The 21,909-nt window shown below is 54.5% G+C and carries 17 protein-coding genes; 2 read left to right on the forward strand and 15 right to left on the reverse strand.

The features are described from left to right. Positions 1–405 precede the first annotated feature (405 nt). The 10 genes from ACH3PB_RS06315 to ACH3PB_RS06360 all read right to left on the reverse strand — a co-directional run bounded on the left by ACH3PB_RS06315 (position 406) and on the right by ACH3PB_RS06360 (position 14,432). A complete protein-coding gene (locus ACH3PB_RS06315) occupies positions 406–2,568 on the reverse strand; it encodes an SDR family oxidoreductase (protein ID WP_416398612.1) in 2,163 nt (720 codons plus the stop codon). Next, a complete protein-coding gene (locus ACH3PB_RS06320) occupies positions 2,565–3,698 on the reverse strand; it encodes a GNAT family N-acetyltransferase (protein WP_416398613.1) in 1,134 nt (377 codons plus the stop codon). The genes ACH3PB_RS06315 and ACH3PB_RS06320 overlap by 4 nt, the downstream gene beginning before the upstream one ends. 54 nt (positions 3,699–3,752) lie before the next feature. Then, positions 3,753–4,793 carry a phosphotransferase family protein gene (locus ACH3PB_RS06325; RefSeq protein WP_416398614.1) on the reverse strand — a complete coding sequence of 347 codons (1,041 nt, stop codon included), beginning with the start codon at positions 4,791–4,793 and terminating at the stop codon, positions 3,753–3,755. 29 nt (positions 4,794–4,822) lie between these two features. After that, a complete protein-coding gene (locus ACH3PB_RS06330) occupies positions 4,823–5,779 on the reverse strand; it encodes a hypothetical protein (RefSeq protein ID WP_416398615.1) in 957 nt (318 codons plus the stop codon). Positions 5,780–5,800: 21 nt separating this feature from the next. Next, complete coding sequence (locus ACH3PB_RS06335) at positions 5,801–6,292, reverse strand: hypothetical protein (protein ID WP_416398616.1); 492 nt, start codon at positions 6,290–6,292, stop codon at positions 5,801–5,803. Between the two features lie 25 nt (positions 6,293–6,317). Then, entirely contained in the window at positions 6,318–10,973 is a 4,656-nt protein-coding gene (locus tag ACH3PB_RS06340; protein WP_416398617.1) for an aminotransferase class III-fold pyridoxal phosphate-dependent enzyme, read from the reverse strand. 71 nt (positions 10,974–11,044) lie between these two features. Further along, the gene (locus tag ACH3PB_RS06345; protein WP_416398618.1) at positions 11,045–12,235 is read right to left on the reverse strand and encodes a hypothetical protein; all 1,191 of its coding nucleotides are present in this window, start codon (positions 12,233–12,235) and stop codon (positions 11,045–11,047) included. 689 nt (positions 12,236–12,924) lie between these two features. Further along, positions 12,925–13,431 (reverse strand): DUF1993 domain-containing protein, encoded by a 507-nt coding sequence (locus ACH3PB_RS06350; protein WP_416398619.1) that lies wholly within the window; start codon positions 13,429–13,431, stop codon positions 12,925–12,927. A 64-nt stretch (positions 13,432–13,495) separates the two neighbouring features. Continuing rightward, positions 13,496–13,972: a hypothetical protein gene (locus ACH3PB_RS06355; RefSeq protein WP_416398620.1), complete on the reverse strand. Its 477-nt coding sequence runs from the start codon at positions 13,970–13,972 to the stop codon at positions 13,496–13,498. 10 nt (positions 13,973–13,982) lie between these two features. Further along, positions 13,983–14,432 carry a hypothetical protein gene (locus ACH3PB_RS06360; protein ID WP_416398621.1) on the reverse strand — a complete coding sequence of 150 codons (450 nt, stop codon included), beginning with the start codon at positions 14,430–14,432 and terminating at the stop codon, positions 13,983–13,985. Between the two features lie 164 nt (positions 14,433–14,596). Here ACH3PB_RS06360 and ACH3PB_RS06365 point away from each other — a divergent pair, with 164 nt between their 5' ends. Next, complete coding sequence (locus ACH3PB_RS06365; RefSeq protein WP_416398622.1) at positions 14,597–15,322, forward strand: winged helix-turn-helix transcriptional regulator; 726 nt, start codon at positions 14,597–14,599, stop codon at positions 15,320–15,322. Between the two features lie 30 nt (positions 15,323–15,352). Here ACH3PB_RS06365 and ACH3PB_RS06370 read toward each other — a convergent pair whose 3' ends face one another. After that, positions 15,353–15,673, reverse strand: coding sequence for a hypothetical protein (locus ACH3PB_RS06370; protein WP_416398623.1), 321 nt, complete (start codon positions 15,671–15,673; stop codon positions 15,353–15,355). 317 nt (positions 15,674–15,990) lie between these two features. On the opposite strand from ACH3PB_RS06370, the gene ACH3PB_RS06375 reads away from it, so the two are divergent. Next, on the forward strand, positions 15,991–16,413 hold the full coding sequence (locus ACH3PB_RS06375; RefSeq protein WP_416398624.1) for a hypothetical protein: 423 nt from the start codon (positions 15,991–15,993) through the stop codon (positions 16,411–16,413). 54 nt (positions 16,414–16,467) lie between these two features. On the opposite strand, the gene ACH3PB_RS06380 is transcribed toward ACH3PB_RS06375, so the two are convergent. The 4 genes from ACH3PB_RS06380 to ACH3PB_RS06395 form a co-directional block, all read right to left on the reverse strand. Beyond that, positions 16,468–17,004, reverse strand: a complete 537-nt coding sequence (locus ACH3PB_RS06380; protein WP_416398625.1) for a BON domain-containing protein — start codon at positions 17,002–17,004, stop codon at positions 16,468–16,470. A gap of 220 nt (positions 17,005–17,224) precedes the next feature. Then, entirely contained in the window at positions 17,225–17,566 is a 342-nt protein-coding gene (locus ACH3PB_RS06385) for a c-type cytochrome (RefSeq protein WP_416398626.1), read from the reverse strand. A gap of 103 nt (positions 17,567–17,669) precedes the next feature. Beyond that, complete coding sequence (gene gdhA / locus ACH3PB_RS06390; RefSeq protein WP_416399424.1) at positions 17,670–19,007, reverse strand: NADP-specific glutamate dehydrogenase; 1,338 nt, start codon at positions 19,005–19,007, stop codon at positions 17,670–17,672. 163 nt (positions 19,008–19,170) lie between these two features. Next, positions 19,171–21,816 carry an EAL domain-containing protein gene (locus ACH3PB_RS06395; protein ID WP_416398627.1) on the reverse strand — a complete coding sequence of 882 codons (2,646 nt, stop codon included), beginning with the start codon at positions 21,814–21,816 and terminating at the stop codon, positions 19,171–19,173. Positions 21,817–21,909: the final 93 nt, after the last annotated feature.

Below are 21,909 nucleotides of genomic sequence, written 5' to 3' on the forward strand. Positions count from 1 at the left end.
CTCACCTTCGTTGCGCTCCATACGCGGGAGCTGCATCAATACCAATGCTTGAGGGGCATAAACCTGTATTACTGCCGGCAACCGCCGACCGTCATTCCAATGCCGGCACTCTGCGCCAGCGTTTAATTGGAGCCCCCCCAAAGGACTCTCACCTTCGTTGCGCTCCATACGCGGGAGCTGCATCAATACCAATGCTTGAGGGGCATAAACCTGTATTACTGCCGGCAACCGCCGACCGTCATTCCAATGCCGGCACTCTGCGCCAGCGTTTAATTGGAGCCCCCCCAAAGGACTCTCACCTTCGTTGCGCTCCATACGTGGGAGCTGCATCAATACCAATGCTTGAGGGGCATAAACCTGTATTACTGCCGGCAACCGCCGGCACATCTTGTTCCTACTGTTGGGTTAGCCCAGGACTGGCTTGACCTGGCGCGCTACCACGACCTCAACCGCACTTCCGGATTTTTCGGGGCAGTCCGCCTTGGTGGTCTTTTTCCGCGCGAACGGTAAGGGCGTTGATTCAGCCTTTGCCGGCACCGGTCCCATAGCGCGCTTATAGTTTGGATACCATCCCAGTCGAGGCGACTCCAACGGCAGAGCTGGCTCTCGCCCTGCCGCGCTTATGAACTCGTCGATTTTGGCTGCGATCACATCCGGCAACTCTTCGTAGACATCCAGGCCGGTATAGGGAATCAACTCAATCGACCCTCTTTCGGTAAGGTCTTCTATCGTCTGCGCGCAGCGTGACAGCGAGCCCAGGTGGTTTTCGCATGACCAGACAATTTTCAGGGGCGAAGCAATATCAGCCAGGTCGGGAATTTTTTCGGCACTACATCCGTGAAGAAGAAAGTGACAGAATTGCTCAAACTGTTGTGCACTACCGAAGACATTTTTCTTGAACAGGTTGATTCGCTGCTCAGTCAGACGCTCCGGACGGTAGATCAGCTGTCTGAGATTCAATGTCTTGGCCATGAGCCATTCAGAGCTGTTTTCCATCCGGAAAACCAGTTCCAGTCCTTTAGGTCGCTTCAGGATGAAACGGATTCCTGGCGCAATGATTTCACGCATTTCGCCAGGTCGATTTATTGGGTTGAAGAGCGTGAGGGATGCCACCTGATCCGGCCAGCGGGACAGAAAATATTGGAGTACCGGTGCAGCTACGTCCGACGCCACCAGGTGGCACGGCACCTTCACACCCAGGTTAGACAGCAAGCCCTTAAGCAAAGCCGCCTGCTTGGGGATGTCTATGATGCCCTTCTGGTTGGGCTCTGAGAGCCCCATACCCAGCATACCGGTCAAAATGCAGCGGTATTCGCTTTTCAGTTGTTTGCAAACACCGAACCAGGACTCAGGACCGAGCAGGCCGGAGAGGAGAACGACTGGAACGCCTTCCCCGGTATCCCAGTACACCGTAAGGATGTCCTCTACTACGCTTTCCTGCCGGCCTTCAAGCTCATACACACCGAGCAGATTAAGCGACGCTGTCGCTTTTCGGGCCTGGCTCATCGATATAGCCGGTCGATGAGTGTTTAGCTGCACGGGCGGCCTGATTTCTGAGGTGCCTGGCAAAGAAAGCTTCAATTTCTGCAGAATTCTCGAGTAACGGTAGCTATCGAAGTGTGTGTGCGAGTAGAGGTAGCCGTGAAGCGAGTCCTTTCTGAGCATGCTCAAGCCGCGTTCGCGGGCGAGCTGGCTTAAGGAGCTGGAAGCTGAATACAGTATTTGGCTGCGGTAGACCGCTGGCGCCTGCTGCTCTGGACTGTGAGACAGGCAGGCCCGTAATTCAGGCAACTTGAGCGAGATTCCGGTTAGATGCAGCGTGCCGTCGATGGTTGCCGGATTGAACACGCTCGATACAACAATGGTGATTAGATGATCGACTGGCGCGATGGGAAGGTTGGTCTCAGCGTCGCCGTAAATGCCACCTTCTTCTCCGTCAAGCAGCTTGGCAATTTCCTGGACAAGGCTTCGCTTCTCGATCATAAGACCTGTGCGGGTGTGTCCTGCTACCAGAGGAAGGCGATAGATCGTCGAGTGAAAGTCAGTAAAATATTGGCGTAGAAATGCTTCGGCACGATGTTGCGCCGCCTCAAATGAATTCCTGAATGTCTGGCCGCAATCGAAATCGAATTCGGTGAATGCCCCGTCACGGTCACCGGCAATAAAGACCGAGGAGAGATAATGCAGGCGCGACAGAAGGTTTCCGCTGAGCAACAAACGAAGTTGTTTTAACGGTTGCAGGTAGAAGTAGTCCAGCTCAGCCTGGGACAGCTGGGGGTCGAAGCATTGGGCGACCAGAATAACGGCGTGCGCTTCATCTTTTAGGATACGCTTGAGCTCCGAAGGCAGACCCGCATCCTTCTCGGTATAGTCCACCGTCACCCAGTGTAGCCTCTCCACACCTGAGCTTTCGTGTCGCTCCAAATAAGCCATGACATCCTGCTCGGCGTTCGGATGCTTGACGTCATCCAGAGCCCAAACCTGTTCGGCAGAAGGATTCTGCAGCAATTGGGCCACAGCTTCTGCGCCCACTGTGGAGTGCGCTCCCCATATAATGATGTTTTTCATATCGAAACTCCCTCCAGAGCCAAGGTCTCCACGCGTTTCGCTTCATAATTCTGCGACCAGCGACGCTGCCACGGCATGGTCAGCTTGAGCAGGCTGTCGTAGGCTTTCACATAGAAGTATTCATTCTCGATATGGCCGCCGAGTCGCAACTTGGGAACGTAGCTGCTCTGCCCCAGGTACAGGCGCTTCAGCCCCTTGTTGATTGCCGAACGGATACCCTCGTACATGAGCGAGGTGTAGATGAGTGGCGTGTCTTCCTGGTTGTAATCAATCCCGATTCGCTTGTTCAGCTGCTCCTGGTCGTCGAAAAAATTGATCAGGGCGCCCACTATGAGGCCGTTCTTTCTGCACAGAATGAGCTCAGTTTGAGGCTCTCTCGAGCGCGCACACTCCAGGAAAAACCGTGGCACGGCTTCATCGAATTGATACTTGGCTTTAAGGAAGGTGCCACGAAAGAGAGGATAGATTTGCTCGATGTAATCGGCATAGTCCTCGATGATTTCGAACTCGAATCGCTCGTGGGCGGCTTTCAGAACCTTGCGGGAATGCTTGCGCGCGTTTTTGGTAAGTGAAAGCGTGTAGTCATCAAAGCTCTTGTAATCAGTCTCGATGATGACTGTCGGCAAGGAGAACAGACGCTCGTAACCATGGTGCTCAATCCGCCCGAGATAATCGTCCGGAAAGGCGCAGTGAATGTCTTTGATAAGACTGACTTGCACATTCTGTTGCTGGGAGAAGCAATCAATATGGCTAACCATCGCTTCCACCAGCTCCGCGCTCGCAGCTTCAGGTAGCATCGGGATCCAGCCCTTGTCCGATATCAGGCAGCCGGCGATTGCAAATCGGGTTTTGACGGAGCGACCCACAAGCCCAACCAGCTTGAAATACACATCCTGGACCGACTGCGGCAGAAGGGCATTGATATTGATATTGGTTCCCACATACACCGGCATGAAGGCCTGTGCTGCGCCGGCCGCCTCGATGGTAAGGTAGTGAACGCGCAGGTCGCCCCAAAGACCTTTCTCGACCGCTCTCAATATGCCGTATGAAAAGTCGAGCTTTGACCCTTCGAAGCGCGCTATCAGCTCTGGTCCGAGTTCATCGATACTGTCGTAAACCTTGCGTTCCATAACGTCTATCCCTTCCCTAAATGTCGTCTCGACCGGCATGTCGTAAGAACGCGGTTAATGATGCTGTCGCTGTGCGGGGGCCAACTTGCGCACCAGGACAGGAAAATCGGACCATGTCTCAAGCTTCTGCTCGATGACCTGGCAACACAGTTCACTCAACTGCCATCTGGCGGTATCGCTCATGGCGTAAGGAAAAGGGCCAGTGGCACGAGTTGCGAGCATGACCGCCAGACAAGGCATCAGCCTGGCCTCGATCTGTTGGAACCATGCATCGTCCGACAGGCCCTGCCGATAACCGAGGAACACCTGCCTGGCCCCGTGCTGCCATATATCAAACGAAATGCCGTACTGGAAAAGTGGCAGCACGCCTGCAGCCAGCATAGTCGCCAGATCAAAGGCTGGATCTCCCTCGAGAACACCTTCGTAGTCAACCAGAGCCATGCCACCTGCTGAATCGATAAGCATGTTCTTTGCCCACAGGTCGCTATGAATGAGACACTCTCGCCTGGTGGCCATCTCCTCCAGCACTGACCGGGCAGATTCACCGACTAACGCTGAAATACCTGGCGCTATCAGGTTGTCATAAATGAAGGTGCGCAATGCGTCCGATTGACGGCTTGGGCAAGGAGAGGGCCATCCGCGGGATCGGCGATGGACCTGGCCGATCGCCTGTGCCATTGCGGCGATGCCTAAAATATAAAGATCGTAGTGTTCAGCCATGGCATCGATAAGGTTTGTCCGGCCCATGCCAACATCTGTCATGAGGAAGCTGAAGCTTTGACGGTCCATGTGCAGCATGCGTGGAATCTCAATCAGTTCGCCGCACCACTCACCAAACAGATCTAGCGCTCGAGCCTCAGTGAATATTCTTGATCGCGGAATCTTCAGATCCAGCGTACGAGGCCTTGTATGTGCGGCCTTCAAAAAGTAGCGCTTACCCGCGCAGTGGCAGCAGAAGACGTCATTGAAGTTCGAATGCGCGCCTATGGCTTCGATGTCCACCGCGCCCTGCGAGCGAAGAAATCTTTTCGCAGCATATTGTGCGGCAGCCGAGCGCTCTGTCGTGGCGCTGATATCAATTACTGTGGCATGCATATTCGGCTCCTTCTCCTGACTTTTTCTGCCTAGGCCAAAAATTCAATGGCTTCTTCGAGTCCCATGAAACGCAGTCGCCCTTCCTGCAACTCTCGAGTCATCTTGTTGGCAATATCCATGCGGGCCTGGGGGTCCGTTTCAATCAACAGGGTTCCTGGGATCAGCTCATACCCCTGAAGCAAGTCGCGAAGATCGGCCATCCCCTGTTGAAAGAGTGCTTCGCGGCGCAGGGTGACATGCGCCGTCGGCAGTTCCTTCCACTTGCTCACGCCGGCCTTGATCAGCTCGAGTATTCTTGGCTTGTCTTCAGGCCGGCGCTGCAGATGCTGCTGAATGATTGAGGCGCCAACTGTCAGATGTCTGATTTCATCAATATTTGCGCCGTGCTCGATTTGCGCAGCTGCGGGGTCGATCAGACGCCATTTGCGCTCGCTGATTTCCGCCGCTGGCGCAAGCACGCCCTCAACCATGATCGTGAACAGCACTACACCGCCGATGAAGTCGCCTTGATCTCGCACCACGCTCAAAACCCAGGCTTCCAGCGGCTCAAGTACCTGCTTGCGTTGTTCACCCACATAGCGTTCGAGAACGGTCGCCAGCTCGTCTTCCCTGATACCCATCTCGAACAGGTGGCCCCGAAAGATGGACGCATGTCGCGCCTCATCGATAGCCTGGGTGAGATAGAACTCCATGGTGCTTATGTCGGGTGCGTGAATCACGAGGTAAGACAATGCTCGGGCAGCCAGCTCCTCGGCGATAGAGCGGTAACCAAGCTCCTCGATCATGGCGTCCCTAAGAGGGCCTGGCTGCTTCATCCTGTCAGGTGTCTGCGCCTCTGGCTTATGACCATTGACCAGTCCATGCCACGTACCCTGTGCCACTGCATTGATCCAGTAGTTCAGGTTGCATGTTTCAGCACTCAGGGAAAGCGTAAGAGCGCCTTCCGTCAGTCCTGGTGCCAGATCCCAGTTCGCTTCGTCAAACATCGCTGCGTTCCTCATTCGTCATTATCCGTTCAAGAGTGCGGCTTTACTGACGCTCGGTTGCGCCTGCTCGAATTCCATATGAAAGCGCTGGAAGGCCTGGTTGGGTTCAGCCTCGAATTTCAGTCCGAAAGACTTGTAAATATTGCCGAATATGCAGCGATCAGCGGCCAGATGAATCGGCATGGCCAACATCGCCCACTCCAGACCGGACACGAAATACCAGATCAATGTGACAATCGAAACGCTTGCGAAGCTGTGGCAGCTGTTGTAGGCCACGATGCACCACCGAGGCACATCGCTGCCGGCTGGCGCACACTTGTTCTTGTTGTGGAAGTACATGCCAGGCGCCGTGCCAATGAGGTCGATCCACCAGAACATGAACAGGAACGTCCACCAGTTGACCTCCCGCCAGTTGACGGCAACAGCAATCATCATCACCGTCATGATGCACAGCCAATCAACACGAACCATCTGATAGAGCGTAGGTGTGAAGAATCTATTGTACTTATCCATCTGCTGAGCTCCTGATTCAGTCCAGTTACGCGAGAGTCTGGCGGTAAGCAGGCACGAATGCGTGCTCACGACTCGGAACATGCACCTCGAAGCCATGTTTGCGAGCCAAACTCTGATAAATCGCAATATCCGTCATCCGTATATCCGTCCCCAGTGACGCGAGCGTTAACGAGTCCTCCAGGGCTATCAGCATGGTCTCCGCCATACAGGCGTAACAGAGGCCTTTTTCCAGGTCAGTGTGCATGCCGAGCTCGCTCCCCTGCGGAAGCTGCACCACGCCGCCATCGTAGACAAAGACATCCGGACGCTGCGTTGCCATATCTCTGCTAACGTTCGAGGGCCGCGATATATCGCAGATAATGGCCCCTTGGGCGGGTTGGTCAGGACCTATGGCGGCATCGGGTGAATTCGTCGCGGTTACGATAACGTCGGCATGGGGCAAGCCTTCGCTCCAGTCTGAAGTCAGCACCAGGGCGCCACTCTGTTCGAGCGCAAGCACCCTGTCCCGCAAACTCTCTGCACGGCCGAGTAATTCTATCTGCGACTGCAGCGGCCCTTTGGCGAAAGCGAAGGTCTGGGAGAGATCGTGCCGCCCAGCAACGATCTCTTCACCTATCTGGATCATGCGTGTCATTGAAGCGCTGGAACTGGCGGGATTACCGATCAGATACAGCCGTCGCACGAGCGGCGCCAATAACAAGGCCATTGCGCGCCCTATGGCACCTGTCGCGCCTACTATCGCAATCGAGCATTCGCGCAGAGTCATGCCAGGGCGGCCGAGCGCCCGGACTATTGACAGGAAACCTACCAGCGCAGTGAAGGTGTTGCCGGTGGTGATATGGACACCCGGGGGCGTCTGCAACAAGAGGCCGCCCTGGGTAACGGTTGATGTATAAGCGCCCAACCCAACGATTCTGGCGCCCTCGGCTACCGCTTTGTCCATGGCCTGCTGGACCTCCAGCAGAGCCTGCGCCTGCGGCATCTTTACGAGATCGCTGGCTGTTCGTGGCACCACCCAGAACTGTCCGGTGATCATGTCTCCGGTATCAGACATCAACTGGTTCTCTCCGCCCAGGAAGGGCTCGAAATTGTCACCGAAGACCTTCCCGATGTGTTGCAGCTGCTGGTCATCGAAGCGCTGCAGCGAAATATCGAAGTCTGCATAGGTCTGTGAAGTGAGTGGGTGCAGGAGAAACCCGAAGCCTCTGGCGCCGTTCGTAATCGAGGGCTTGAGGAAGTCAACGGTGTAGGTCGGGCTGGATGGTATCTCAGGTCGGCTCAGACCGACGAGGTGGCCAATCATCTGACCCATATTTCGTGTCGCCAGCACACCGAGTGTATTGTCCAGCGCCTCCAGAACCCTCTGGCACTCTACCCATGTCACAGTGAGTGGCGGCTGGATTCGTAGCACATTGCCGTTATTGAGCGTGAACGCGAGTCGCACGTGCTCATGATTGAGCAGGTAGCTCATCAGCAGAGATGTGAGAAATTCCTCTTCGGATACACTGGCCAGAAGGCCAGAGCCAAATCGGTATCGATCTATGTCGATGTGCACACCGAGCATGAGTCCAGTGCCGCGTACGTCTCTGATGAGCTGCGGATATTTTCGCTGTAGGTCCAGTAGAGCCCGCTTGAGCCTGGTGCCGATCTCCCGGACCTGGCGCATCAGTGCGCCGTCATCAGCCGACAACAGGTCCAATGCCTTTAGCCCGACTGCACAGGCGAGTCCATTACCCGCGAATGTTGAAGTATGTCTGGTGGCAAATTCATCGTTATACACGCGTGAACTTGCCAGACATGCACCGATCGGCATCAAGCCACCGCCCAGGCCTTTCGCCAAGGTGATGACGTCTGGCGATAGCTCGAGCTGATCACTGTAGAACATCGAACCAGTGCGTCCCAGACCGGTCTGCACCTCGTCGACTACGAAGACAGTTCCGTGTTCGCGACAGAGTGCCTGGGCCTTCTGGAGGTAGCCGGGCTGAGGCATGATGATGCCGGCCTCACCCTGGATCGGCTCTACAATAAATCCGGCGTATTCTCGCGTCAGGAGTGCCTGTTCCAGTGCTGTGAGATCGTTGAAAGGGACGTGATGGAAATCTTCTGAGACAGCAAAGTGCTTGCGGTATTTCTCACGCCCGGTAGCTGACAGCGCCCCCAGCGTCTTGCCATGGAAACCATTTACGGTGGCCAGTATCTTTTTGCGTCCAGTGGTGGATCTCGACAGCTTGATAGCGGCTTCAATCGCTTCCGCGCCGCTATTGCAGAACGTCGTGTACGCTATATCGCCAGGTGCCAATTCCGCCAGACGGACGGCCAATCGGCTCGCTAAATGCTGAAAAGAAGGCTGCACCATTGCGGGCAGGCTCTGTTTATGGAAATCAAGGATGGCCTCCCAGATTTGAGGGTGATTGTGGCCGAAAGGCAGGGCGCCATATTGCGAGAGAAAGTCCAGGTATTCATTGCCGTCTTCATCATACAGATGAAGCCCATCTGCCCTCACGAACTCCTTATCGAGCCTCAACTGCGATAGCTTGCGTCCGAATTCCGGGTTCATTGCACGAATGAACGCATGTTCGCTGTTGTGAACTTTCTGCTGATATTTTTGAGCTACAAGCTGCACGGGGTGATATGTCGAGCTGGAGTCCGCATACGCCTCACTCCCACTTCCCTGCTCTGTCAATCGAGAGGCTATATCCTCAAGCGTCGGGTTGTTGGTATAGAGGCTTTGCACTTCCACGGTTCGCTGTAGCTTGGCTTCGAGCACGAAGAGGAGTTCATGAAGTTGCAGCGAGCTCAGTCCGAGTTCTGCAATCCTGTGAGTTGAGCGTATGCTCTCCACAGGTGCGTTGAGCAGTCGGGCCAGTTGATCCCGTAACAGTGGAAGGAGGCCATCGGGCAAAGCAGGCACCTGGATCGGCTCTATCTCAGTATGCTTGTTGCCTCCCAGCGTGAGTGGCTTCCAGCCATGAACCAGCTTGAGCTTATCGTCCTGACTGGCGAGTCTTGTCGCTGCGCGCTGCACCTTACCGCTAGTGGTTCGTGGAATAGTGCCAAACGCGACCAGGATCACTTCTGCCAGCTGAAACTCATGTTCCGATTGAACGGCTGCGGAAATATTCAGACAAAGTTGATCTAGCTGATGCGATGGCTGCTTCTCAACACCTTTTGCAACTTCACACACCGCAACAGCCTGACTGATCTGATCCTTGCCAGTAATCGAGAAAACCGCGCTCCGGACGATGCGCTCGTCCGCGTAGTCGATGCTGCTTTCGATATCCTGGGGATAGATGTTGCGTCCATTGCAGATAAACACATCCTTCAGGCGGCCGGTGATGTAAATCTGCCCGTTGTACTGCACGCCGAGGTCTCCCGTGCGCAAATATCGATTCACGGGATCAGATGCGAGTCTTGCACCGAAGGTATGTTTCGAAGCCTCGGCATTCTGCCAGTAGCCGAGAGCAACACTCGGGCTGGAAGTCCAAAGCTCCCCTATTTGGCCTTCGGCGCATATCTCCGCCGTTTCCGGATCTACAATTTTCACAAGCGTATCGGCGCGCGGGCTACCGACGCTGACGTACTCGACCGCACGAGCGTCTGGCAAAGACGAGGGCTTGAACTGTCCCTGCCCGAGGAGTGCGATATCAATATTCTGTGAAACAGGCTCAGTGCCAAGTGCCTGGGCAGTGACAAAAAGCGTGGCTTCTGCAAGCCCATAACAAGGATGGAGTGATGATTTCCGCAAACCTGTCATCGAGAAGGCGTGGTGGAATTCATCCAGCGTCTTCCGTCGAACCGACTCGGCTCCGTTCCAGGCTACCTCCCAACAGGAGAGGTCCAGCGTGGTCTTCTCCGTCTCGGAAATCTTTTTTATGCAGAGATCGTATGCGAAGTTCGGAGCACCGCTAATAGTGCAGCGATTATCGGATATCAGCTTGAGCCAGAGATAGGGCGACCTGGCGAAATCTGCAGGCGACATGAAGTAGCAGGGTACGCCGGCATAGAGGCTGCAGAGGATCTTACCGATCAGACCCATGTCGTGGTAAAGCGGTAGCCAGGACCCCACAACAGAATCCGCATTGAATCCCATGCCATCCATAAGCAGGCGACAGTTATGAAACAGGTTGTCATGGCTGACCATGACGCCTTTGGGCACCGACGTTGACCCGGAGGTGTACTGCAGGAAAGCAATGTCATCCCGCTTGCCGCGATGAGGAACGAAGTCCTGCGTCGAGGGCGTGACCGACAAGGTCTCTACGTCGAGTATGCTGCCGGTGAAATTGAGCTGAGCACGGGACTCCGCCAGCATCGCGACAGCACCCTGCTCTGCAATGAGAATAGCTGGCTGACAGTCTGCAATGATACCCCGGGCTCGACCGAGCTGACGTCCATGTCTTAGCGGATACGCGGTGACCGGAATGCAGCCTGCGTAAAGTGCTCCGAAGAAAGCGGCAACGTAATGCAGGTCAGACGGCAGCATGATCAGCACACGATCCGATGGCCTCACCTGACGCTGAATCTGCGAACCAATGGATCTGGCCCAGGCATCGAGTGCCGCATAGCTGATGGGTCGCTCTCCACTCTGAGTGCCGATATAAACCAGGGCCTGCTGCTCGGATTTCTCCTCAGCACGAATCTGCAGGAGGTCGATCCAGGAGCGGCTGTCAGTTACTGTTGCCATCATTTCATCCTTCGGCTGTGGTGCGCGTCCCTGCGCAAGTTTCGTCCTTGAGCCTGCCTATCCGCGCCTGATCAGGGTGCGACTGTAGTGAAGTTGGTCATGTCAGGCAGGGTTCCTGGAACGGCTGCCTCGCTGTTGAGGGTATTGAACACGACGTGAGCATCGACCGCAGGCCCAAAGCGGCTGAAGCAGGCGCCCCAGGACTGATGGTCGGAGTGGTAGACGACTGACAGCCCCACAATCCGCTGACCAGTGGCATCTGTGGCCTTGTCCGGAAATGGATTGGCAACTTCGTATGAGGCACTCGCACGACCTTTCGCATCCGTGACGAGGAGGTTCGGCACTGCTATCGGATCGATATCACGTCGCTTCCAGACCCCGGGAACAGGTATCTGGCGGGCTCTGACCACCCACACTGTGTAGACCGAATTCGGAAGCATATCGCGAAGTTCGAAGTCGAACCTGGCATGAGTGTACTGCCTCTTGGCGTTCCGCTTGGTGAGCTTTATGCGCATCTTGCCGTCCGCCTCAAGCCACTCTCCGAGGGTGATTGGATCGGTTCTACGGGCATCCATGGGGTCTTCGCCAGAGCATCCGGTGGCAGCGCAACTGGGGTCGTTGGAGGCCGTCATTGGGTCGTAGGCGTCTCCCGTGTTCGGATCATAGGCGACACCGTCGCCCTGAAAACCGACGACTGGCACCTGATGAAGTGGATAGCTGGGGCGGAAATAATTCACTTTCTGGGTGTCTGTAGGAAAGACGTCAGGACAGACCTGCAAGTCCTTGTTCAGGTTATATGGCGAATCACCGACTTTAGGTATCTGTGGGCTTCCACCACTGCCTTCGACAGGTCCGAACGATGTCGCGTAAAGGACCATATCGAGATCGGCGCTGCCTTTGCTCAGGTCCAGAGGTCGTATTACCTGATGCGGGGCGCCGAACCAGTCGTCAGGATCTTCAACGCCGTTTTCGTCCAGCGGTGGCACCGTTTCCTTGCTGACTAGAACAGCCTGGTTGGGAACCATGCCGAACATGCCGGGTTGGACCTCCTTCAACAGGTTGCCGACAAGTATGAAGTCGCCATCTTTGTTGGTGACTTCTGACGGTGGCCACAAAGGGCCCTGGGTGCTGACAGGCAGATCAATAATCATGCTTGACCGCCCGGCGACATTCCGCTCTTCGCCAGCCGCAAGGGCGACGGTGCTGCAGATAGCTAGCGATAATAGGGTCATACCTTGCGTCATGGATCGATTAGTATTCATCTTTCTCTCCCAAGATTGTTTATGTTCCGCAACAAGCTAAGCCCCCTGCAGACTGGTCGCACTCAAAATATATGCGCGCATATAGTCTGTGTGCCAAATAAAGACGACTGCTGTAGCTGCCGCCAAAATTGTTGTTAGATTCTCTAGCCGTTAACCAGACTCAGTTGTTGCGAAGCTGGCCGATCCACAGTCCGGCAATGCCACTGAGCAAAACGCCAATATCAAACTTGTTACAACGCTTTAAAAAGATATAGCTTAAAATATATGTAGACATATAGTTCCGTCAACAAAATTTTGTGCAGCTTTATCAAAAGGTGATGGTGTTCACAGTTTTTCATTTGTGTATCGGTTTCAACAAGTCTGACTGAATACTGTGCGTCACCGTAGCGTTCTCACTCAGGCACTTGCAGAGACTTTGCAGGAACTGTGGTGAGCCGCTTGCGATGATTTCCACAAACTCCAACTTGGTCTTTTGGTCTTTTGGTCTTTTGGTCTTTTGGCCAGGTCGCGTCGGGCGCTTGAAGGCTACCTGCTTGCATTATAGAGGTCTCAGGCACAGGGCTTCGATGAATCGATCGAACACAAGTTGATCAGATCTGAGAATATATGCGGATATATATAAAAGCAATAGGCTGAAGGCGGTAGTTCAATGGGGCAAGCCGTGCTCTGCCGGATAGAGACCGCCCCCCCTATCTGCTCGCCAGGAAATCGGCTTTTCCAAGGTTTACGCCGCAGTGGCGCAGTATCAGATAGGTGGTTGTCACGTGAAAATAGAAGTTGGGAATAACGAAGTCCAGCAGATAGGGGCGCCCATCCATGGTCAGCGGACCATTTCGGAGCGGTATCGTGATTGAGCGAGTTTCAGAACCCTCCAGTTGCTCAGGCCTGAAGCTTTCCAGATAGTCGATAGTTTTTCCAATCCGAGCCTGCAGCTGCGGGATTGTGGTTTCGTTGTCCTCATAGACCGGTGGAGACATATCCGCGAGTCGTGCTGCACAGCCTTTGACCATATCAGTGGCGATCTGGACATGCTGAGCAAGCGGCAACATGTCAGGATATAGACGGGTTTGCACCAGCAGCGCGGCATCCAGCTCCCGCTGCTGCGCGAACGCGCTCCCTTTCTGTAGAATGTCCGACAGATTTCGAAGCATTCTGATGAATGATGGTAGTGATGCCTGGTACATTGAAATCGTCATAGAGCCTCGCGTCATTCAGTTCTCGAACAAATCATTCAGGCCAGAATCTTGCTCGCCACCTTTGCTACGCCAGGCCTGAGGCGTTCCTTGAGAAAGCCTGAGATGATCCCATAAGATATTTCTCCCCTCTCAGCCATCTCAGTACATCGATGTAGTCGAAGGCCAGGCAGATCAGCACCGTGTCAATCAAGAGCAGAACGTAGGCGAAGAGTAAGGGTTGACTTTCAAAGGTGATCTGGGGACCTAAGGCGCCATCTGACCACAAGCGGGTGCAGAGATAAGCTAGCAGTGGCGTCCAGGGTACGATGTGAGCCAGGCCAAGCAAACGGGAGAGGCCTCGCTGACTTGCCATAAATGCCAGTAGGAAGGGGCCGCTCGCGATATAAGCGACCAGGATCCACAGTACACTTGGGTCCTGTCCATAGAGTGGAATTGAACATAAGAAGACGATATTGAGGTAAAACAGCCAGACCTTCACCCAGGTCTTGAGGCTCATCCATGAGCGGCCGATAGCTCGCCAGACTCCCTCCTGTGCATCCATGAGTACTCTCCTAAATCTGCTTGTTGTACTGTCTGAGCCCAATACTCTGAGCGATTGCGAGAGCGGCCACCAAAAGCGCCACTGTCAGAATCAAGGACTGACCGAGTTCGGTAAGGCTCACAGGGCCTTGCATGAGTAGCCCGATGCTGCCTAGCACCCATCCCCCATCAAGGACGATGACGATTCTGGTCCAGAGGACCGATATTCTTTGTTGCATCGCCAGAACGTAAAGTAGCAGCGAAAACAGAGCGAGCAGTGCGCCCAGCGCTATCAGAACGCCATCTTCCACATAGGCCACAGATCCCATAAGGCGGTTGAGGACCGGCGCGAGCATCATCAAGGCGAAGCCACTCAAGCCAGAGAACGTGCCGTTCGCAAGGAGCGCTAGTTGTAGCGTGCGCTGTGACTGAACCGAGTCAGACGTGGTCGCTGCTGTAAAAGTGGTTTGTTCATGAATCATTGATTGCAGAGCTCCCTGACCGATCCATAGTATGTAGGACAGCATGCCAACCGTGCGATTATCGTACACTGCCAGCTCAATTTGCTTTAAAATCCTATAGCTCCTGCTTCGTCCAAGTCAATCAACTTTTGCATTTTGCTTCAGGCAAAGTTGCGGAGGGGCGAATGCAGGCGCAGGCTCGTTATCTTCCCGTAGTAGAGGTGCCCGATATGAAAAAGCGAAGCTATGAACAGAATTGCACTTTGGCTCTGGCCCTGGATGTAATTGGTGACCGATGGACCCTGCTGATTGTGAGAGAACTACTGCTTGGGCCGAAGCGCTATAGTGAGCTGCTAAAAGGCCTGCGAGGCATGGGCACCAATCTCCTCGCTGATCGACTCAAGCATCTGGAGGAGATTGGAATCGTGCAGCGAGCCGATGGCGACGAGGAAGCATCCGTGAAAGGCTATCGATTAAGCGCTACTGGGCAGGGATTGGAAGAAGTGGTTTTCGCAATCGTAAGGTGGGGTGCGCAGATGCCCTTCAAGTTTCGTGAAGGCGCGCTATCGAACCCCGAGTGGGACATCGTTGCCATGCGCGCACTTTTCCAGCCAGAACATGCCGCTGATGTTGATGAAATCTACCAGTTCGAGATTGAAGGTTTTTCCTATTTCGTCCACGTCTGCAATCGTGAGATCGCTATCCGGACGGGCGTGGCTGAGGTGCCAAACTTAACAGTGAAGACTGATCGCACCACCCTATCCGAGATGGGTCGTGGCGCTTCGATTACTGAAGCCCTGAGCGAGGGCAGGCTTGCCCTGGAGGGATCACCGCATAGCGCGGAGCGGATGGTTAGCATTTTCTCCAGATCTCAGGCGGGACATTCCCAGCAGGATATGCGACCAGCATGACCCGCCCCTTTGGTAATCAGGTGCGAGTGATCAGAGCTTCCTGTGCTCCTGAAGAAAAAGGACAATGGCCGTGAATACAACACGATTGACCTGAGTCTTGTCCTTCTTGGCAAGACTTTTGATTTTTTCCACACGGTTGACGCTGGGCCACATCGACTTGTAGTCACCTTCCATCGGGCAGGCGAAATAGAAGAAAGTGGTTTTGAGGCTCCGATATTTCAGGAACCATTCGAATATCGCGTCGTAGCTGTCGTTCAGCGTAAGATTGTTGGCCTTCGCATAGTCTTTAAGTGCATCCTGTACAATCTTGGGTAACTTCACTTGCTGGAGCGTACGTTCGTTGTTTGCCACGTTCTAGGCCATTTCCAAGTTGATATTGTCTGATCAAGCCTATGACGAACCTGGATTGCCTGCCCCTGTCAGTCGCACTCGAAGTGATTGCCAGCCACAAAAGCGAGCTGGAAGCTATGGCCTAGCGGAAAAAGCTATTTTACAGGCCTGCCTGCAGGGCAAATGCGGAATAATTCACAGCGTTCAGACCATGCCGTCATTTATGCTGATCAAGTTGTCGGGGTATCGCTACCGTTTTCGAGCCCTGTAAGTAATTATAGCTTTTCTTGCGAAATTTGTCCGACAATCGCGTCGCATTTGGTGCATGGAGTACCATCATGAATCGGCTTCAGCTCTCCAGAAATCGTGCAGTTTGTTATGAGTGTTCGTTTCGATTACTACCTCAAACGGTGCAGGACATCGGTGCCTTTAGCTGTCAGTTCTCCTCCGAAAGCAGACAAGTATTTAATTTCCCTCAGATCCTTACGCTCTATGACAACATTTCGATGGCCTGGGGTGAGCATTCTTCGCGAAAGGAGCAGCTCACGCTTGCCCTGAACATACTCGGTCACTTCCTGCCGTCTGCGGAGATCCGTTTGCTGAGGGGGTACTCAAGCAAAATGGCGCTTTTGCTCTATAAAGCGCTCGCGGAGGAGGTTGTCTGGACCATGCCTTTGCAAGGCGGGCGCATTCCTCTGGATGAACTTGAAGAATGGGTACAGCGCAAGGTTGCCACCTGCGACATAGGTGCTGGTCGCTAGTCAAGCCAGCATCCCACAGCAGATGGATATGCTGGCTTGCCCGCCGAGACAAGGTCAGGAAGTCGCTTTGACCTTCAGGCGGTTGTCGACATCCTGGACGCCAGGACAGCCATCCGCCGTATCTTCAGCGCGGTGCTTCATCTGTCGGTCAGGTACGGTACCTTCAAGGCTGACAATTCCGCTTTTGCAGGTGACGCTGATGTCGCTGGCATCAACGCCTGAGTGTTCGGTGAGGCGTTCGCAGACATCTTCGATGATACGGTCATCGGAGCGTTTATAGCCCTTTGGCCCCCGTCCTCGATGGTTCGGCTGAGCGGCACCGCGTTGACGACCCGTTTCATGGTTGGCATCCAGAGGTTGCGGCTGACGGCCGCCGTTCCAGTTGTTATCACGCAGCGATTCACCTCTATTGTCAGAGTCGCCGAAATAATCCACTGGGTAATACTCACCCAGCGCACTATCATTTGTGACGCTGGCGTTTGTGACGCCGCGCTTACTCCTGGACCGACCATTAGCGGCATCGGGTTTGCCTGAAGATGGCATACGCTGCGTATCCAGATCGATGTTCCGTTTCGAGTGTTCCTGAGCCATTAGTGGCCTCCTTTAACAATTCGCTATACAAGAAACTCGCCTACCGGTAACGGCGGCGGTTCGTGTATTGCTGTACGAAGACATTCGGGGCTCAGCTCGCTTCTGGCGGCCTTAAGTTCTATTTGGATGGTATGGCGACAATGAACGGTCAACCAGGCGCGCATCGATGACAAACCTGATGAGCCTTGGCATAGCTCATCAGATCTTCAACGGGATTGGATTATTTCGCGCCGCCCGGCTTGAGGCTTGCGTAGTAAGCTGCGAGGTTGGCCATGTCGGCTTCGCTCAGCCCCGCTGCCTGTCCCTGCATGACTATCGCCTGACCGCCTGTCCGAGTCTTGTTCTTGTAAGCTGTGAGAGCGCTGACAAGGTAGGCAGCATTTTGTCCAGCAAGGTTTGGGTACATCGGAATGGTGGCCATCCCATCCTGCCCGTGACAGGCTGCACAGACAGCCGACTTGGCTTTACCAGCCTCGACGTCAGCAGATTGCGCAGACAGCGATGCCAGACTGCCAAAAACGGCGAGAGCCGCCACAACTGAACTTCTAAGTGCTCTTTTCATCAAATTGCTCCAGGTGGGACACGAAAAGCCTAACGAAGGCTTCATTTCAATCTATTACACGCTCATGGGTGCTGCAACGGAAAAACAGCGCTGTACAAAGTCTTCAGATCACGCCCTGGGCCAACATCGCATCGGCAACTTTCACGAAACCTGCGATATTCGCGCCCGTAACATAGTCGGTATAGTCGTCATCCTCTTTACGGCCGTAGGAAACGCAGGCCTTGTGAATACACGACATGATGGTATGCAGCTTCGTGTCAACCTCGCCCTCAGACCAATGCTGACGCATCGAGTTCTGGGCCATTTCAAGACCGCTGACGGCCACACCACCGGCGTTGGACGCCTTGCCCGGCGCGTACAGGATTCTTGCCTGCTGTACAACGTTGATAGCCTTGAGCGTCAAAGGCATGTTTGCGCCTTCACTCACGCAGAAGCAGCCATTCTCGACCAGCGTTCGGGCATCATCTTCATCCATTTCATTCTGGGTCGCGCAAGGCAAAGCGATGTCACAGGGGTATTGCCAGGGTTTCGCGCCATCCTTGTATTCAAGACCGAATTTATCAGCCAGCTCACTGATGCGGCCGCGGCGTTCATTCTTGAGTGCCATCAGGTACTGCCACTGTTCCATCGAGAATCCATCAGGATTGTATACCACACCGTCAGAGTCCGACATGGTCACTACGGTGGCGTCGAGCTCAATAGCCTTCTGTGCTGTGTACTGCGCTACATTGCCGGACCCTGATATCGCGATTCTCTGGCCCGCAATGTCCTTGTTCCTTGTTTTCAGCATTGCCTCGACGAAATAGATCAGACCATAGCCAGTGGCCTCCGGGCGCAGAATGCTGCCGCCAAAGCTGGGCCCTTTTCCAGTAAAGCTACCGGTGACTTCGTTCCGCAGTTTTCGATACATGCCGTACATATAGCCGACCTCCCTGCCCCCAACACCGATGTCGCCTGCCGGCACATCGGTCTCTGGGCCAATGTGTCTGTATAGCTCGGTCATGAAGGCCTGACAAAAGCGCATGACCTCATTGGGGCTCTTGCCCTTTGGGTCGAAGTCCGAGCCTCCCTTGCCGCCGCCAAGTGGCAAGGTCGTCAGTGAGTTCTTGAGGACCTGCTCGAACGCGAGGAACTTGAGTACGCTCAGGTTGACCGATGGATGGAATCGCAGACCGCCCTTGTAGGGACCGATGGCGCTGTTCATCTGGACACGGTAGCCCCGGTTGACCTGCACCTCGCCTGCATCGTCGACCCAGGCGACCCGGAACTGGATCACCCGTTCAGGCTCGAGAAAACGGTCGAGGAGACCCTGCTTTTGATACTCACTGCATTTTTCAAGAAACGGCCACAGTGTCGTGAGCACCTCCTCTACGGCCTGGAGAAATTCTGCCTGGTCAGGGTCCCTCTTCCGTACACCCTCCAGCGTTTGCTCTAACGACATGCGCATAATTTTCCGCCTTTTCTTCCGTTATATTCGATTGATCTCGTCTTCGCCGAGATAGCGATTCGATATGACTGATGTTTACGCCTCAATTGTTCATCCAGTCTGATCCACCGAACGACAGACAGAAAAAAGCCCGCAATTTGCAGGCTCAATGGTGTGTTCAGCGACCGGATCCGGAATCAGGCGGGCCGTGCGTTGGAGGTGTGGGTGCAGCCACAACCTGCTCCTTATCTGGTGGCAGGGGTTGAGCGCCACGCTCGGCGAGCCAGGTCAGCAGAGCCGCCAGTGGCATTGGCCTTGCCAGGAAATAGCCCTGAATGAGATCGCAGTCCAGGCGGTGGAGGATATCCAGCATTTCCTGGTTCTCAACGCCCTCTGCGACGACGCGATAGCCCAGATTCTGAGCCATTTCCAGCGTCGTCTTCACGATGACCTGATCATCGCTGCTGCTGGTCAAGTCGAAAATGAGCGACTTGTCGATCTTGATTTCGTCGATAGGCAGCTTCTTGATGTATGACAGTGACGAATAGCCTGTACCGAAGTCGTCAATGGAGAGCTGAACGCCCACTTTCTTCAGCCGGCATAGCGCCTCTCTTGCACGAGCGGGGTTATCCATCATGGCCGTTTCGGTCAATTCCAGCATGATATCATTCGGCCGAACATCGAATTCCTGAAGTAGCGACGTCACTTCGAGAGTAAAGTCCGGCTCCTTGAGATTGATTGCCGAGATATTAATAGAGAACTGTAGCGGGAATCCCGCACTGGCCACCTGCTGTAGGGCCTTGAGTGTGTTTCGCATGACCCACCTGGTTAGCGGGGTAATGAGGCCCGTGCGTTCGGCGAGTGTTACAAACTCGTCGGGTGGAATGAAGCCATATTCCGGGTGGTTCCAGCGCAACAGAGTTTCAACGCCGACGATTCGATTCTGCTTGAGGTTGAGCTGCGGTTGAAAGTGAAGGTCCAGCCCGTCGAGGCTGATCGCTTTATCCAGTTCAGCCATCAGCGTGAGTCGGCGCTCGTTGTAGACGTCGAAACTCTCATCGTAGAACGCGAGGTTTTCCTGCTGCTGACCTGCAGTATCGAGCGCGATATGCGCCTTTCGCATCAGATCTTCGAGCTCTGTGGCATCGTCAGGATAGCGAACCACGCCTATCTTCGCGCCTGGGTCGAGCGTGAGGTGGTCGAATTGCACGCTTTGGCGGGTTTCCGCTTCAAGCTGGCCAAGCCTGGCGTCAATGTCCTCCTTCAGCACCGGTTTATGGCTCTTCAGCAGCAGCCCCATGGTCACGCCTTCGGTGCTAGCCAGACGGAGGCGCGAGTCCTGGCGTGACTCAAGCAGTATGGCGTCGGGTAGCTCGCTACAGAACGCACTGAGTCTGTTGGCAATCTGACAGAGTAGTCGGTCGGCGTTGTCATGACCGAGCGTCTTGTCGATCTCATGAAAGCGACTGAGGTGAATCAGGCAGACCATGAACGGCTGCATCCTGTCGACGCTGATCAGCTTGCGGATCCTGTTCTCGAACAGGATTCGGTTTGGCAACCCGGTCACTACATTATGGGTGGCCTGAAGCACAAGCTGATGTTCAGCGCTGAGTCGCTCCTCGGCATCCTTGATGCTGCGACGATGGGCCGCCAGCCGCTCATTCCGTTCCCGATAGATGCGATCGACAATGGCAATAGAAAGCAGCATTGCCTCAAGTGCCGAACCGATCTGTATGCCATAACTTGTGAAGAACGATTCTGGCAGCACGCCGGTCTTGTGCAGCATGGTCGACAGAATACCCATTGAAAGCCCGACCCAGGCAAAGGTAAAGAATCTCGCCTCCCGAACCCCCCGCCACCAAAGAACAGGTCCGGTAACGAGCAGCAGCATTGAACAGGGAATGGTGAGGTAGGCGGAGATCATCAGTGACGTCTCGCGGCTGACAAACGGTATCAGCGCCAGACACGATAGACTTGCCATGATGGTGAAGCGGAAACACAGGTTCAGCACGGGACTGTGCCTGGAAACCCGCAGGAAGCTCTGGGCGAACAGACTGCCGAACAGTGTGGCGGCTGGAATATTGAGCTGAATCAGCCAGTGCTGCATTTCCGGCAGATGGGGCCAGAAATACTCAAAGGTCCGGCCATGTAGAGTCGATTGCAGCAGCAACAGCGTGGTGACGAAGAGCACATAATAGAGATAGGTCTTCTCTCGCAGAGCATAGAAAATCATCGAGTTGAACAGGATGACGAACAGCAGGATCCCGTAGTAGATCGAATTCAGCTGGGTCGAGATGACATCATCCAGGTGAAACGCACGTTCATTCCAAAGCGAAATCGGAAACTCCATCGGCCCCGATTCTTTTACACGAAAGAGATAGGTGTAAGTCTCGCCGGGGTCGAGCGTCATCGGAAGAAGAAACTTTGGATGCCGGATCAGCCGCTGGGTAAAGGGATAGGTGTCGCCCATTACGCCTGATTGGATCAGCTCATCGTTTCGATAGAGGTAAAATTCGATGTGATCGAGAAACGGCGCCTGGATGGCCAGCAATTTGTTCAGCGGCTGTGGTGTAACATTCACCAAGCCAACGCGGAACCAGAACACACCTCGCGAGTAGCCGAAATTTGCTGCGCCGGCAGCAGCCTGCTGCCAGTTCACTGGCGCCTCGGAAAGCGCTTCAATCGAACGCTTGCCGTCGGGGTCCTCGAGGTAGAAGAGCGTCGGCAAGATTTCCACGCTTGCGTCTACCGGGTCCGGCATTGGTGCGTTGCTCGCCAGCAGGCGTGGCGACAGTAGAAGCAGTAGCCAAAAAACGATCTTCAAGCGACGCTGGAGAGCTGTCACAGCACAAGCGGGCATGGGTTAAAGATATCTAAAAAACATCTATCAACGGTAGCCGCGAACCACCAGAATCGC

The organism is Allohahella sp. A8 (assembly GCF_047946665.1).
Classification (GTDB): Bacteria; Pseudomonadota; Gammaproteobacteria; order Pseudomonadales; family Oleiphilaceae; genus Allohahella.

Coding starts and splice junctions, on each gene's coding strand:
- ACH3PB_RS06315 (WP_416398612.1), bottom strand. CDS start 2,568: ATGAAAAACATCATTATATGGGGAGCGCACTCCACAGTGGGCGCAGAA.
- ACH3PB_RS06320 (WP_416398613.1), bottom strand. CDS start 3,698: ATGGAACGCAAGGTTTACGACAGTATCGATGAACTCGGACCAGAGCTG.
- ACH3PB_RS06325 (WP_416398614.1), bottom strand. CDS start 4,793: ATGCATGCCACAGTAATTGATATCAGCGCCACGACAGAGCGCTCGGCT.
- ACH3PB_RS06330 (WP_416398615.1), bottom strand. CDS start 5,779: ATGTTTGACGAAGCGAACTGGGATCTGGCACCAGGACTGACGGAAGGC.
- ACH3PB_RS06335 (WP_416398616.1), bottom strand. CDS start 6,292: ATGGATAAGTACAATAGATTCTTCACACCTACGCTCTATCAGATGGTT.
- ACH3PB_RS06340 (WP_416398617.1), bottom strand. CDS start 10,973: ATGGCAACAGTAACTGACAGCCGCTCCTGGATCGACCTCCTGCAGATT.
- ACH3PB_RS06345 (WP_416398618.1), bottom strand. CDS start 12,235: ATGAATACTAATCGATCCATGACGCAAGGTATGACCCTATTATCGCTA.
- ACH3PB_RS06350 (WP_416398619.1), bottom strand. CDS start 13,431: ATGACGATTTCAATGTACCAGGCATCACTACCATCATTCATCAGAATG.
- ACH3PB_RS06355 (WP_416398620.1), bottom strand. CDS start 13,972: ATGGATGCACAGGAGGGAGTCTGGCGAGCTATCGGCCGCTCATGGATG.
- ACH3PB_RS06360 (WP_416398621.1), bottom strand. CDS start 14,432: ATGATTCATGAACAAACCACTTTTACAGCAGCGACCACGTCTGACTCG.
- ACH3PB_RS06365 (WP_416398622.1), top strand. CDS start 14,597: ATGCAGGCGCAGGCTCGTTATCTTCCCGTAGTAGAGGTGCCCGATATG.
- ACH3PB_RS06375 (WP_416398624.1), top strand. CDS start 15,991: ATGAATCGGCTTCAGCTCTCCAGAAATCGTGCAGTTTGTTATGAGTGT.
- ACH3PB_RS06380 (WP_416398625.1), bottom strand. CDS start 17,004: ATGGCTCAGGAACACTCGAAACGGAACATCGATCTGGATACGCAGCGT.
- ACH3PB_RS06385 (WP_416398626.1), bottom strand. CDS start 17,566: ATGAAAAGAGCACTTAGAAGTTCAGTTGTGGCGGCTCTCGCCGTTTTT.
- gdhA (WP_416399424.1), bottom strand. CDS start 19,007: ATGTCGTTAGAGCAAACGCTGGAGGGTGTACGGAAGAGGGACCCTGAC.